This window comes from Silanimonas sp. (genome assembly GCF_027531545.1).
GTDB lineage: Bacteria > Pseudomonadota > Gammaproteobacteria > Xanthomonadales > Xanthomonadaceae > Silanimonas.
On the sequence record NZ_JAPZSC010000007.1, the window covers coordinates 70,278 to 83,646 of the forward strand.

Annotated in this window: 9 protein-coding genes; 4 read left to right on the plus strand and 5 right to left on the minus strand. The window is 70.1% G+C overall.

Annotated features, from left to right (window positions below; translation table 11 throughout):
* Positions 1–25: 25 nt before the first annotated feature.
* Positions 26–3,061 carry a hypothetical protein gene (locus O9280_RS07475; protein WP_298340762.1) on the minus strand — a complete coding sequence of 1,012 codons (3,036 nt, stop codon included), beginning with the start codon at positions 3,059–3,061 and terminating at the stop codon, positions 26–28.
* Positions 3,062–3,210: 149 nt separating this feature from the next.
* On the opposite strand from O9280_RS07475, the gene O9280_RS07480 reads away from it, so the two are divergent.
* Positions 3,211–5,139: a TonB-dependent receptor gene (locus O9280_RS07480; protein ID WP_298340764.1), complete on the plus strand. Its 1,929-nt coding sequence runs from the start codon at positions 3,211–3,213 to the stop codon at positions 5,137–5,139.
* Between the two features lie 15 nt (positions 5,140–5,154).
* Here O9280_RS07480 and O9280_RS07485 read toward each other — a convergent pair whose 3' ends face one another.
* A complete protein-coding gene (locus tag O9280_RS07485) occupies positions 5,155–5,928 on the minus strand; it encodes a TSUP family transporter (RefSeq protein ID WP_298340766.1) in 774 nt (257 codons plus the stop codon).
* 149 nt (positions 5,929–6,077) lie between these two features.
* Here O9280_RS07485 and O9280_RS07490 point away from each other — a divergent pair, with 149 nt between their 5' ends.
* The 3 genes from O9280_RS07490 to O9280_RS07500 are packed head-to-tail and all read left to right on the plus strand — an operon-like array spanning position 6,078 to position 10,771.
* Positions 6,078–6,818 carry a hypothetical protein gene (locus O9280_RS07490; protein WP_298340768.1) on the plus strand — a complete coding sequence of 247 codons (741 nt, stop codon included), beginning with the start codon at positions 6,078–6,080 and terminating at the stop codon, positions 6,816–6,818.
* A gap of 14 nt (positions 6,819–6,832) precedes the next feature.
* A complete protein-coding gene (locus O9280_RS07495) occupies positions 6,833–10,039 on the plus strand; it encodes a hypothetical protein (RefSeq protein WP_298340770.1) in 3,207 nt (1,068 codons plus the stop codon).
* A 51-nt stretch (positions 10,040–10,090) separates the two neighbouring features.
* A complete protein-coding gene (locus tag O9280_RS07500) occupies positions 10,091–10,771 on the plus strand; it encodes an SOS response-associated peptidase (protein WP_298340772.1) in 681 nt (226 codons plus the stop codon).
* A 34-nt stretch (positions 10,772–10,805) separates the two neighbouring features.
* On the opposite strand, the gene O9280_RS07505 is transcribed toward O9280_RS07500, so the two are convergent.
* From O9280_RS07505 to O9280_RS07515, 3 genes are read right to left on the minus strand one after another with little or no spacing between them, the layout of a single operon-like run.
* The gene (locus tag O9280_RS07505; protein ID WP_298340774.1) at positions 10,806–11,402 is read right to left on the minus strand and encodes a hypothetical protein; all 597 of its coding nucleotides are present in this window, start codon (positions 11,400–11,402) and stop codon (positions 10,806–10,808) included.
* A gap of 60 nt (positions 11,403–11,462) precedes the next feature.
* Complete coding sequence (locus O9280_RS07510) at positions 11,463–12,386, minus strand: M14 family metallocarboxypeptidase (RefSeq protein ID WP_298340776.1); 924 nt, start codon at positions 12,384–12,386, stop codon at positions 11,463–11,465.
* A gap of 54 nt (positions 12,387–12,440) precedes the next feature.
* Complete coding sequence (locus tag O9280_RS07515) at positions 12,441–13,298, minus strand: PA4780 family RIO1-like protein kinase (RefSeq protein ID WP_298340778.1); 858 nt, start codon at positions 13,296–13,298, stop codon at positions 12,441–12,443.
* Between the last annotated feature and the right edge of the window lie 71 nt (positions 13,299–13,369).

Consider the following 13,369-nt stretch of genomic DNA (forward strand, 5'->3'; position numbering starts at 1 on the left):
CGGCGGGCGGCTCGGTCTCGGGCGATTACTTCCCCGGCATCGCAAACGGCCGGCCGCGCGCACCGGCGCGGGGATGCGGACGCTCGTCGTTCTGCGTGCGACCACCCTCGTCGTCGCCACGCAGCTTGAAGGGCGGCGTCCAGCGCGGCGTCGGGGCCTTCGGCGCCTCGATGTCGAACGCGCTGCGGTGCGTCGCGCCGGCATGGGCCACCTCCAGCGTGTAGCGGCCCGGCACCGGATACAGGCGATGGCCGAGGCGGATCGATTCCGCGTAGGGCTGGTTCTGGCGCAGCCCGCGCTGGTCGGCGGCGAGGGCCTCGAGGGCCTGCTTCTCCGCGGCGGCGACGAGGCCCGCGTCGAGCTGCAGGCCCCAGGCGAAGCTGTTGAGCCCGTCGATGGCCGCGCGCTCGAACTGCGCCAACGGGCGGTCCTTGGCATCCAGCAGGCGGAATTGCACGGTGCCAGCCTGCTTCGCCCAGAAGGTGCCGCGCAGCTCGGGCAGGTGCTCCGGACGGTCGAACCACGGGTCGGGGCGACGGCGCCAGTCGCGCGAAGCCTGCAGGCCGTCGATGTGGAACAGGTGCACCGCCGAGGCCCGCACCGTGGCGTCGAGCTGCTGCACCGGCAGCACGTCGACCACCCAGGCGCTGCGGCCGTGCGTGCCGGCAATGAGTTCGCGATCCCGCGGGTGCACGAACAGGTCGTGCACCGGCACGTTCGGCAAGCCGCCGTCGAGGGCCTGCCAGGCTTGCCCGCGATCGAGGCTCACGTAGACGCCGCGGTCGGTGCCGACGTAGAGCACGTCCGGATTCACCGTGTCCTCGCGGATCACGTTCACCGGCTCCGACGGCAAGCCTGCCGCGATGGACGTCCAGCTCTTGCCGAAGTCGTCGCTGCGGTACAGGTAGACGCGGTCGTCGTCCTGCCGGTAGCCGTTGAGGGCGAGGTAGAGGCGCTCCTCGGCGTGGCGCGAGAGTTCCACGCGGCTCACCCAACGATCCGCCGGGAGACGCGCGTCGACCTGCTGCCAGCGCGCGCCGCCATCGCGGGTCACGTGGACGTGGCCGTCGTCGGTGCCGACGCCGATGCGGCCGAAGTGCAGCGGAGATTCGGAAACGCTGGTGATCGTCGCGAACGGCACGTTGCCGCGACGCGTGGAGCGGGTGAGATCAGGGCTGATCGCGGTCCAGCTGCGGCCGCGGTCGAACGAGCGGTACAAGCGGTTCGCCGCCATGTAGACCGTGCGCGCATCGTGCGGCGAAAGGATGACCGGCGTGCTCCAGTTGAAGCGCAGCACCGGCTCGGCTAGCGGCGCGCGCGGACGCACGTCGTGGCGACGGCCCTCGCGGTCGATGCGCGTGTAGTAGCCGAACTGGTAGCCGGTGTAGGTGTCGCCGGACTCGTCGTCCACCGCCACCCACATGCCGTCGCCGCCGTTGAGGAAGGACCAGTCCTCGCCGAGCTCCCAACGCGTGCGGCTGCTGCCCTTCCACGTGCCGTTGTCCTGCAGGCCGCCGTAGACGTTGTACGGCTCGGCCATGTCGGCGTAGATCGTGTAGAACTGGCCCACGGGCTGCGCATCGAGCTTGCGCCAGGTCACGCCGCGGTCGTGGCTCACGTCCAGGCCACCGTCGTTGCCGAGCAGCAGGCGCTGGGGATGATTCGGGTCGATCCACAGCGAGTGGTGGTCGACGTGCACGCTGGGGTGGTTGGTATAGCCCTCCCAGGTCTTGCCGCCATCCGAAGAGACGATCAGCGGCACGCCCATCGTGTAGACGCGCTCGGCGTCGCTCGGATCGACGGCGATTTCGGCGAAGTAGTAGCCGTAGGAATAGGTGACCTCGCGGATCGGCGTGTCGTGGGTGCGACGCCACGTGCTGCCGCCGTCATCGGTGCGCCACACGGTGTGGCCCCAGGTCGGGTTGTCGAACAGCGCGGCGTTGCCGTCTTCGAGGCGGCTGATCAGCATCGGCAGCGTGATCGATCCGTCGCGCACGCCGTCGAGGAGGGTCTTGGCATCGAGTTCCACCGGCAGGTCGGCGCCGCGGATGAAGCCCTCGATCTCCGCGGGGTCCTGGGCGAGGAATTCCTCGCGGCTCATGGCCTTCAGGCGCTGCGGCGAGAGCGGCCGATCACCGAGGTCCTGAAGCGCCTCGGGCAAGGGCGCCCAATGGTCGATCGTCGCGTACACCGTGTCGGGCTGGCTGCGCGCCACCGCGAGGCCGATGCGCCCCACCGTGTCGCCCTGCGGCAGGCCACCGTCGAGCCGGCGCCACGTGCGGCCGCCGTCGTTCGATTTGTGGATGCCCGAACCGTCGCCGGCTTCGGTGAACTGCCATGGCGCGCGCTGGCGGTCCCAGAGCGCCGCGTACAGCACGTCGGGGCGGCTCGGATCGATCACGAGGTCGCTGGCCCCCGTCCAATCGTTCGACGGCACGAGAACGTGGGTCCACGTCTCGCCGCCGTCTTCGGTGAGGAACACGCCACGCTGGCCACCGGGCGAATAGAGCTTGCCCGCGGCGGCAACCAGCACGCGACGCCCGTCTCGGGGGTCGACGACGATCGACGCGATGCGATCGGTGCCGGCCAGCCCTTTGGGCGCAAAGGTCTTGCCGCCGTCGCGGCTGACGAACATGCCATGGCCGCCATAGTTCGAGCGCGCTGCGCTCGGTTCGCCGCTGCCGATCCAGAGCGTCTCGGGCGCGGACGGATCGACGGCGATCGCGCCGACGACAGTGTTCGGCAGGCGGTCGGTCAGCGGCTCGAACGAACCGCCGTCATTGGTGGTCTTCCACACACCGCCCGTCGCGTAGGCAACGTAGTAGGTGTACGGCTGGCCCGGAACGGAGGCGAAATCCATCACGCGGCCGCCCTGCTCCGTGGGGCCGATGCTGCGCCAGCCGAGGCCGCGGAACGGCGACGCCGCTTCCATGCGCTGGTGCTGCTGCCACGCCGCCGCACGCTGTTCGGGCGTGCTCGGCACGCCCGGCGTCGGTCGGGCCGCCGCCGTCGTGGCGAGGCCGAACACCAGCAGGGCGCCGATCCATGTCGCGGTTCTCATGCAAGGTCTCCGAAGTGTGGCGGTCGAGGCGCCGAGGGATGCGCCGCCAGTGTGTGCCATGCACTGCGCGCCGGGTAGGTGCCGGCACCCGGCTCGGCTATCCTCGCCGCGCCCCGAAGGCCGGCGACGTCGGCCATGGAGACCGGTACGTGGTCCACGCTGTACAACGCCGTGCGCTGGTCGCTGCGATGCTCGCCGCCTTGCTCGCCGCCCCGCAGGCCCAGGCCCAACCGGAAGACGAGGAGGCTCCGCTTCCCCCGCCGCCCGCCGAGGCACCGCCGACGCGGCTCGGTCCGGTCGAGGTGACCGCACGAGGGACCGCGGCCGACTGGCCGAGCGCGCTGGCCACCGACACGCTCGACTACCGCGAGGCCGTCGCCGCGCCCGTCGACGTGCAGGACTGGGTGCTCCGCACGCCCGGCGTGGCCGCCACCGGACAGAACGGTCTGTTCGAAACGTTCTCGATCCGCGGCAACGGCGGCAACGCCATCCTGACCTTGGTGGGCGGCATGCCGATCACCGCCCAACGGCGCGCCGGCGTTCCGCTGTCCTTCGTCGACCCGCTGCTGCTCGGCGACGTCTCGGTGACGCGCGGCCCGGCGGTCACGCATTTCGGACCGGGCGCCCTCGGCGGCGCGGTGTCGGTCGAGCCGCGTTGGTTCGAAGGCCCGACGCTGGGCGCCCGCCTCGCCAGCGGCGGCGACGAGCAGTTGCTCATGGCGGCGACCGGCAGCGATGCCTTCTCGCTGGCCGTGGCACGCCACGAGGCCGGCAATACCGAGGCCCCCGACGGCACGCCACTGAACACGGCCTACCAGCGTGACTCGGCGGTGCTGCAGGTCCGCACGCGCGTCGGCGATCTCGACGTGGATGCCCTGCTGATGCCCTCGCGCAGCACCGACATCGGCAAGTCGAACAGCCGTTTCCCCGCGCGCAGCACAACCTACCCGATCGACCGCCACAGCATCGGCCGCATCCGCCTGCGCCACGCCAACGGCCTCGAACTCGGCCTGCGCGGGCATGCGCAGCGCCTCGACACGCTCAACCAGCGCCCGGGCTCGCCCGACACCTTCGCTTCGATCGAAAGCACGGACCTCGGCCTCACGCTGCAGCGCCGCTTCCAGGCCGGCGCGCTGGATTACAACCTCGGGCTCGAATACCTCGGCCGCCGCGACGTCGACGGCTTCGACGCCCGCGGCACGCTCGCCAACCGCACGTACAGCCTGCAGGACGCGCGCGAAGCCAACCTCTCGGTGTTCGCGATCGCCAATTGGGCGCTGTCCACAACGCTCGACCTCGAACTGGGCGCGCGTGGCACGCGCGTCACGCAGCGCCAGCGCGGCGCCGAGGCCGACGATGCCGATGCCGCCTTCACCGCCGGAGCCGTGTGGCGGCCGACCGCGGGCACGCGTTGGACGCTCAACCTGTCCTCCGGCTACCGCTTCCCGACACTGGAGGAACGCTACTTCAGCGGCGTGACCGCGCAGGGCGACATCGCCGGCAATCCGGACCTCGGCTCGGAGCACTCGCTGGGCATCGACCTCGGCTTCGGCTGGAACACCGGCCCGTGGTCCGGCTCGACGCACGTGTGGCGGATGGGCGTCGACGACCTCATCCAGCTGGCCCGCCTGCAGGGCGACCTCAACGGCTACGTGAACATCGGCGAGGCGCGGCTCTACGGCGCGGAGACCGAGGTCGACCTCCGCCTCGACGAACGATGGTCGCTGCGCGCCAGCGGGGCGTGGACGCGGGGCGAGGATCGGCGCACCGGCCTAGCGCTCTACGGCATCGGCCCGCCCGATCTGGCGCTCGAAGCGCGCCACGAGGGCGTTCGCCACGCCTTCGCCGTGCGTTATGCGCATCGCTCGCGGATGCAGCGGCCCGGCTTCGAGGAAGTGGCGCGGAGCGCCGTCGACACCCTCGACCTCGATGCGGGTTTCCGGCTGCGCGACGACCTCGAGCTGCGCGTGTTCGTGCGCAACGCGCTCGACCAGCGCTACTTCGCCACCGCCGACGTGCTCTCCGCCCTGGCGCCGGAACGTTCGATCGGCCTGCAGTTGCTCTGGCAAGGGCGCTAGGCCCTCCGCGCGGCCTCACAGCAGGCCGCTGACGAGCCCCAGCCCGACCACGAACAGCAGCGCGGCAACGAGGCGCTGCACCCCGACCAGCGTGACCTTGTGCATCAAGCGGGTGCCGGCGAAGGCCCCGGCGAACGCGGCCACCGAGGCGCTCGCCGCCAAGCCCCAATCGATCGAGGCCGCCTGTTCGGCCATGGCGGTGGCGTAGACGCCGAGGCGGCTCAGGTCGACCGCGAGGGCCACCAGCACGCCCGTGCCAAGGTAGGCCTCCTTGCCGAGGCCAGCCTTGACGAGGAACAGGCTGCGCAGCGCGCCCTGGTGGCCGGACAGGCCGCCGAAAAAGCCGCTCAGCAGGCCGCCCAGCGGGAGGAAGCGCTTCGGCACACTCAGGCGCGCGAAGCGGGGCGACATCTCCAGCACGGCGAAGACGAGGATCAGGCTGCCGATGGCCAGCTTCACCGGATGCACGGACTGCTCGGCATCGAACAGCGGGTAGCGGAGGATCGGCGGCAGGTCCGCGAGCGCGGTCAGGACCCAGGCGCCGACGAACGCGGCGAGCAGCGACGGCAGGCCGAAGGCCAGCAGCACCGAGCGGTCCGCGTGCCTTCCGAGCATCGCCGCCTTGAAGACGTTGTTGGCGAGGTGCACGACAGCGGTGAGGGCGATGGCCACCTCCAGCGGGAAGAACAGCGCCACCACGGGCATCAGCAGGGTGCCGAGCCCGAATCCCGAGAACAGCGTGAGCATCGAGGCCAGCAGTGCGCAGGCCGAGACGATGATCCATTCCACGGCCTTCCCCCTCTCGCTGTTCCGCCGTCCCGATGCCCCGCGGCGCGACGTGACTTCCGGCCTATGGGCCCACCCCCAACGGCGCCTAGACTGCCATCGGTGAAGAGCAAGTCAATTGCGGCCACCGCGCCGCGTCCTGGGGAGGACACATGGTGAAGATCCTGAATGCGCTGGCCGCAGGCCTGTGCCTGGCGGCGGCATCCACCGCTTCGGCCATGAGCGCCGAAGAGCTCATTGCGAAGAACATCGAAGCCCGCGGCGGACTCGAGAAGATCCAGGCGATCGACGCGCTTCGCGCCACGGGTCGGCTGGTGTTCGCCCAAGGCGACTTCTCGATCGAGATGAGCTACCTCAACCTCGTTCGCGCCGGGGCCGGCTGCCGCACCGAGATCTCGCTGCAGGGCCTGACCGCCATCACGGCCTACGGCGGCGGCACGGGCTGGAACGTCTCGCCCTTCCAGGGCCGCCGCGATCCGGAGCGCATGTCCGCTGACGACGCCAAGTCGCTCGAGTACTGCGCCGACCTCGACGGCCCGCTGGTGGACTGGCAGGCCAAGGGCCACCAGGTCGAGTACCAGGGCACCGAGGACGTCGACGGCACCGAGGCGCACAAGCTCAAGGTGACGTTGAAGAACGGCGACGTGCAGACGATGTACTTCGACCCGGACTACTTCCTCGAAATCCGCTCGCTCATGCAGACGACGGTCCGCGGCGTGAAGCAGGAGCAGGAGACCGACGTCGGCAACTACGAGCGGATCAATGGCGTGTACCTGCCGTTCTCGATCGAGTCCGGCCCCAAGGGCGGTCCGAAATCGCAGAAGGTCGAGATCGAGAAGATCGAAGCCGGCGTCGAGATCGACCCCGCCCAGTTCGCCTTCCCCACCCGCTGACCGAGGACACGATCATGAAGACCCATTCCCTGGTCGCGGCCATCGTCCTCGCCGCCAGCGGCACCGCCCTGGCCGCCGACGCCCCCGCCGTGCGCTTCGACAGCGCCACCATTTCCGGCCTCGGCGCCCGCAACATCGGCTCGGCCACCATGAGCGGCCGCATCTCGGCGATCGCGGCGCATACCGACGCCGGCAAGGTGACCATCTACGCCGGCGCCGCCTCGGGCGGCATCTGGAAATCCGAAGACAGCGGCACGACCTACGAGCCCATCTTCGACAAGCAGCCCGTGCAGTCGATCGGCGCGCTCGCGCTCGATCCCAATGATCCCGAGACGCTCTGGGTGGGCACCGGCGAAAGCTGGACGCGCAACTCGGTCTCGATCGGCAACGGCGTGTACCGCACGCGCGACGGCGGCAGCACCTGGGAGTACCTGGGCCTGCCGAACAGCGAGCGCATCACCAAGATCCTCGTGCATCCGAAGGACGGCAACACCGTCTACGTCTGCGCGCCCGGCAAGCTCTGGAGCGATTCCCCGGACCGCGGCCTCTACCGCACCCGCGACGGCGGCGCGACCTGGCAGCTGGTGCTGAAGGGCCCGAACCTTTCCACGGGCTGCTCCGGCCTCACGATGGACCCAAGCAACCCCGACGTGATGTTCGCCGGCACCTGGGATTTCCGTCGCCAAGGCTGGACCTTCCGCTCCGGCGGCGAGGGCCCGACGGCCAACTCGGGTAGCGGTCTCTTCCGCTCCACCGACGGCGGCAGCACGTGGCGCGAACTGGCCGCGGGCAGCAACGGCCTGCCGGCCAAGCCTTTCGGCCGCGTCGAGGTCGAGATCGCGCCCTCCGATCCGAAGCGCGTCTATGCCTTCATCGAGGGCGTGGATTCGGCGCTGTACGCCTCGGAGGACGGCGGCGCGACGTGGGAGCAGCGCGACAAGAGCCAGATGATGGTCTGGCGCCCGTTCTACTTCGCCAACCTCATCGTCGATCCCACCAACGCCGATCGCGTCTTCAAGACCAACCTGCGGCTGATCGTCAGCACCGACGGCGGCAAGAGCTTCGCCGACACCGCCGGCGCCACCCACGCCGACTCGCACGACGTCTGGGTGAACCCGACCAACCCGCAGCACATCGTCATGGGTGACGACGGCGGCATGTGGTACAGCTACGACGGCGGCTCGCGCTGGTGGAAGGCCGACAACCTGCCGATCTCGCAGTTCTACCGCGTGGCGGTCGACCAGCAGGATCCGTACCAGGTGTACGGCGGCCTGCAGGACAACAGCTCGTGGATTGGCGACTCGAGCTACCCGGGCGGCGTCACCAACGACCGCTGGAACAACATCTACGGCGGCGACGGCTTCTGGGTGCTGCCCGACAACGCCGACCCGCGCTACGTCTACGCCGAGTACCAGGGCGGCAACATCACCGTGTTCGACCGCGAGACGCGCCTGGCCCGCGACATCCAGCCGAAGGCCAACGCCGGCGAGAAGCTGCGCTTCAACTGGAACTCGCCGATGCACCTCTCGGCGACCAACAAGGGCTCGCTCTACCTCGGCGCGCAGTTCCTGTTCCGCACCCGTGACCGCGGCCAGAGCTGGCAGCGCATTTCGCCGGACCTGACCACCAACGACCCGAAGAAGCAGCAGCAGGAGCTGTCGGGCGGCATCACCGTCGACAACTCGTCGGCCGAGATGCACACCACGATCTTCTCGATCAGCGAATCGCCGCGCGACGCGAACACCATCTGGGTGGGCACCGACGACGGCAACGTCCAGGTCACGCGCGACGACGGCAAGACCTGGACCAACGTCACGCGAAACCTGCGCGGCCTGCCGAGCGGGAACTGGATCTCGTGGGTCGAGGCCAGCCGCCACGACGCCGCCACCGCTTACGTCACCGTGGACCGCCACATGTGGGGCGACATGGACGCCCATGTGTTCGTCACCCGCGACCACGGCCGCACCTGGGCACGGATCGGCGGCGCCGATGACGGCATCCGCGGCTATGCCCACGTGATCAAGGAAGACCCGGTCGATCCTGATCTGCTGTTCCTCGGCACCGAAAAGGGCCTGTGGATCAGCAACGACGGCGGCCAGCGCTGGGCCGAGTTCAAGGGCGGCGATTTCCCGAGCGTGGCGGTGCGTGACATCGCCGTGCAGGACCGCGAAAACGACATCGTGTTGGGCACGCACGGCCGCGGCCTGTGGATCATTGACGACGTTTCGCCGCTGCGCTCGCTGGACGCGACCACGCTGGCGAGCCGCGGCGCCTTCCTCGCCTCGCGCCCGGTGCAGCAGCGCATGGCCGGCGTGGGCGGCTGGTCCTCGGGCGATGCCGTGTTCACCGGGCCGAGCGCGCCCTCCGGTGCAGTCATCACCTACTACCAGCCGACACGCCACCTGTTCGGCCCGATCAAGCTCGAAATCCTCGATGCGGCCGGCAATGTCGTCGACACCATCCCCGCCAGCAAGCGGCGCGGCATCAACCGCGTGACCTGGTCGATGCGCGTGCCGCCGCCGCGCGTGCCGAAGGGCGCGCAGGCCGCGTTCAACGCCTCGCAGGGCCCGCGCGTGCTGCCGGGCACCTACACCGTGCGCCTCACCAAGGGCGAGGACGTGTACGAAGCGCCCCTGCAGATCGGCCTCGACCGTCGCGCCAGCTACACGGCGGAGGATCGTCGCGTGCAGTTCGACGCGGCCATGCGCGTGCACGGCCTGTTCGGCGACATGAGCGGCCTGATGGATCGCATCGCCGGCACGGCCGGCATGGCGGGCCAGATCGGCGGCTCGCTGCCGGAAGGTGATGCCCTTCGTACCGACCTCGAGGCCTACGTCGCCGCGGCGGAGGTGATCCGCAAGCGCATCGTCGCGACCACCGAGGGCGGCGCCATCACCGGCGAGATCCGCCTGCGCGAGCACACCGACGAGCTCTACGGCGCCCTGATGGGCTACGAAGGCCGCCCGGGTGAGAACCAGCTCGCGCGCATCGAGGTGCTGCTCGCCGACTACACCGCGATCGACGCCGACTTCGCCAAGCTGATGGCGGACCGCCTGCCGGCCCTCAACGAGGCCCTCAAGGCCAAGGGCCTGCCGGCCATCGCCGCCCCGCCCGCCGGCCCGCGAACCGCAGGCGTCCGCAGCGCCGACCTCGGCCAGAACCGCGTGGCACGCACCGCCCGCAATCTGATCCAAGGCGCGCACCGCTCGCTCTCGCAGTAAGCCCCAAGCGCCCGGCAGTCCGCTGCCGGGCGCGATCCCACGCCATCGACCATGTGCGGTCGCTTCACCCAGCTAGCGCCGTGGTCGGAGGTCTGGGCCTTCAGCCAGCCGCTCGTCCTTGCCGTGCCCGACGCGGCCGTCGAGCCGCGCTGGAACATCGCGCCGTCCACCGCGGCGTGGGTGATCGCCAGCGACGGCCACGGCGGCGCCAAGGCCGGCGCCATGCGCTGGGGCCTGGTGCCGCACTGGGCGCCGGACGCAAAGGGCGGCTTTTCGACGATCAATGCGCGGATCGAAACCGCGGCGGAGAAGCCCGCCTTCCGCGAGCCCTGGCAACGTCGCCGCTGCCTCGTGCCCGCCAACGGCTACTACGAGTGGGTGACGGATGCGCAGGGACACAAGCAGCCGTTCTACCTGCAAGCGGACGACGCCCCGCTGCTCATATTCGCGGGGCTGTGGGACCGCTGGAACGGCCCGGATGGTTCGCCGCTGTTGAGCTTCAGCATCGTCACCGAAGCGGCCGAGGGCGCGATCGCCGCCCTGCACCACCGCCGCCCGCTGATGCTGCAGGCCTCGCAGTTCGCCGATTGGCTCACCGCACCGTCGCCGGCGCTGGAGCCCCTGCTCGCTTCGGCGCCGCGACCGGCCCTGCGCTGGCACGCCGTGGGCCCCGCGGTCGGGAATCCGCGCAACGAGGGGCCGTCGCTGGTGGCGCCCGTCGTGTCGCCCTGACGAGTCGCCTTCGACAAAGCGTCGGGCGAACGGCCTACCGCGACAGCATGATCCCGCAGGTGACGCCGATGCAGCTCCCGGACGGCACATCAAGAACGAGGGAGTGGCCGAGGTCGCCGCGGGGAAAGGGCCGGCCGGCATCGAGCACGAAGATCACCGCGTGCGCCCCGGTGAGTCGCCCGGGAACCATGAAGTCCTTCTCGATGACGAAGACATCCATCGCGCCCCCGGTCAGGCGCTCCGTTTCGATGGATTGTCCCGAAGCTCGTGCCGCCGTGGCCCAACGGGCGATGTCGGCCTGCGATCCAGGCCGCAGCTCGCCGCGGCGCAACGCCTCGATGAGGCCCGCACGACCTTCGGGAACAACGAACTCAGGGATAGCGGCCTCAGGAACAACCGCTTCGGCAACCGTGGCCTGGGGCGCAGGACGTTCGGGTTCAACGGTGACAGACTCGACGGGCAACTGCGGCTGGGGAACCGAGGGCGCCTCGACGACGTCGGGAGGTTGGATCGCCTCCGGAACCGCCTCGGCAACTGGCGCCGGCGGAGGATCGGAATCCGCCGAAAACCGCAGCGACGCCGCGGCACCCAGGATGAGTGTCAGCACGAGCACCGCGGCAGGCAACAGCATCGACGAGCGCGGGCTTCGTCCGGACTCGATGGTCTTTCTCTGTCGTTCCATCGCGCGACCTCAGCCCAATGCCTCGACGGCCACGTCGATCGCCGCCACCACGGCAACCACCTGCGCATCCACGCACTGCTCGGGCGTGGCGCGCGGGCTGTCCGGATACACCTCGGTGGTCGTGGTGTACGGGGCGTCCGTGAGCCCGGCGCACAGGCCCAGCGCCTTGAACGGGTAAAGGATCACGCCGGGCGAGACCACGTCCGAGCCGATGATCTGGCCCTTGGCATCCGCTGGCGCGATGTGGGTCACCTTCGCGACCGCCTCGATCACGTGGCGCTGGAAATCGAGCTGCGGATTCGGCGTGTCACCGACGAGGTAGAAGCCGTCCGGGATCTCGCCGGGAGAGAACGGCTTGCCGTCCCGCGCGGCCAGCGCCGGGCGGAACTCGTTCTCGTCGCTGTCGGTGGTTTCGTGCAGGTCGATGTGCAGGCGGATGCGTCCCTGCAGCGGTGCCACCAGCGCCACCATCGCCGCCGACTCGGCGCAGGGGCTACCACTGCGGAAATTCCGATTGGGGTCGATCGCTTCGGCATTCCAGCGCTGCACGCGCTCGTAGGCCCAGGGGCTGATGCAGGGCGCCACCAGCAGGTTCACGCGGCCGGCGTAATCGAGGCCATGACGTTCGAGGAAGGCCAGCGCCCCGTGCACGCCGCTGGTCTCGTATCCGTGCACGCCACCCGTGACCAGCACGGTCGGCAGCGCGTCGTTCCAATCGCGGTTGCGCACGGCGAACAGCGGGAAGGTCTCGCCTTCGGACACCACCCGCCCGTACTCGGCCACGTCGAACGTGGCACGCAGGGCCTCGATGCGCGGCAGCACGTCGTCGGCATAGCGGCGCTGCACGCGCTGGCGCTCACGCCACGCGGCGCGTTCGGCGTCGCCCCAAGGCTGGCCGGGGGTTCCAATCGGATAAGGCGAGGTGGCGGTCATGGCGGCATCGTGGCGGAACGGAAGACGGCCGATGATACCGATGCCTTCCCCCAATCAGTCCTCGGCTTCCGCCGCCTCGCGACCCTGCTGGCGGATGATGGCTTCCTCGCGGGCGTCGTTGATGGCCTGCCGCAGCCCGTCGAGATCCACTTCGGACTCGTCCGGGGTCCACTCACCGGTTAGCGGGCTGTCGGGCAAGAGCTCGCCGGCTTCGAACAGGGCCCACATCTCCTCGCCGTACCAGGTGTCCAGCAGCTCCGAGGCGAAACGGCCCAGCGTGGCGGTGAGGTTGTTGACGTCGCGCAGCAGCATGGTGCGCGCGTTGTTGTTGCCGGCCGCGCTCACCACCTGCGGGAAGTCGATCACCACCGGGCCTTCCGGCCCGACGAGCACGTTGTAGGCCGAGAGGTCGCCGTGGATCAGGCCGCAGCAGAGCATCCGCACCACCTCGCGCACGAGGGCGGTGTGGTAGGCGCGGGCGGTGTCGGCATCGAGTTCCACTTCGCCGAGGCGCGGCGCGCTGAAGCCTTCCGCATCCGTCACCAGCTCCATGACGAGCACGCCGTGGAAGAAACCGTAAGGCTCGGGCACGCGTACGCCGGCATCGCGCAGCTGGTACAGCGCGTCGACCTCGGCGTTCTTCCAGGCCTCCTCCTGCTGCTTGCGGCCGAAGTTCGTCGCCTTGCCCATGGCACGCGCCTCGCGGCTGCCTCGGCTCTTGCGGCCTTCCTGGTACTGCACGCGCTTCTGGAAACTGCGCTGCGCCATGTCCTTGTAGACCTTCGCGCAGCGCACGTCGTCACCGCTGCGCACCACGTACACGGCCGCTTCCTTGCCGCTCTTCAGCGGGCGCAGCACCTCGTCGATGACGCCGTCATCGATCAGCACCTGCAGGGCTTCGGGGGTTCTCACTCGGCGATGGGCCTCGAACGCGCGGCGGACCGCGCAAGGCCGCCATTGTCGCCGCTTTGGGCCGGCGCGGG

What these genes read in the sequence shown, in the direction of transcription:
- O9280_RS07495 (WP_298340770.1), top strand. Translation starts at nt 6,833, where the DNA reads ATGAAGACCCATTCCCTGGTCGCGGCCATCGTCCTCGCCGCCAGCGGC.
- O9280_RS07510 (WP_298340776.1), bottom strand. Translation starts at nt 12,386, where the DNA reads ATGACCGCCACCTCGCCTTATCCGATTGGAACCCCCGGCCAGCCTTGG.
- O9280_RS07500 (WP_298340772.1), top strand. Translation starts at nt 10,091, where the DNA reads ATGTGCGGTCGCTTCACCCAGCTAGCGCCGTGGTCGGAGGTCTGGGCC.
- O9280_RS07490 (WP_298340768.1), top strand. Translation starts at nt 6,078, where the DNA reads ATGGTGAAGATCCTGAATGCGCTGGCCGCAGGCCTGTGCCTGGCGGCG.
- O9280_RS07475 (WP_298340762.1), bottom strand. Translation starts at nt 3,061, where the DNA reads ATGAGAACCGCGACATGGATCGGCGCCCTGCTGGTGTTCGGCCTCGCC.
- O9280_RS07505 (WP_298340774.1), bottom strand. Translation starts at nt 11,402, where the DNA reads ATGCTGTTGCCTGCCGCGGTGCTCGTGCTGACACTCATCCTGGGTGCC.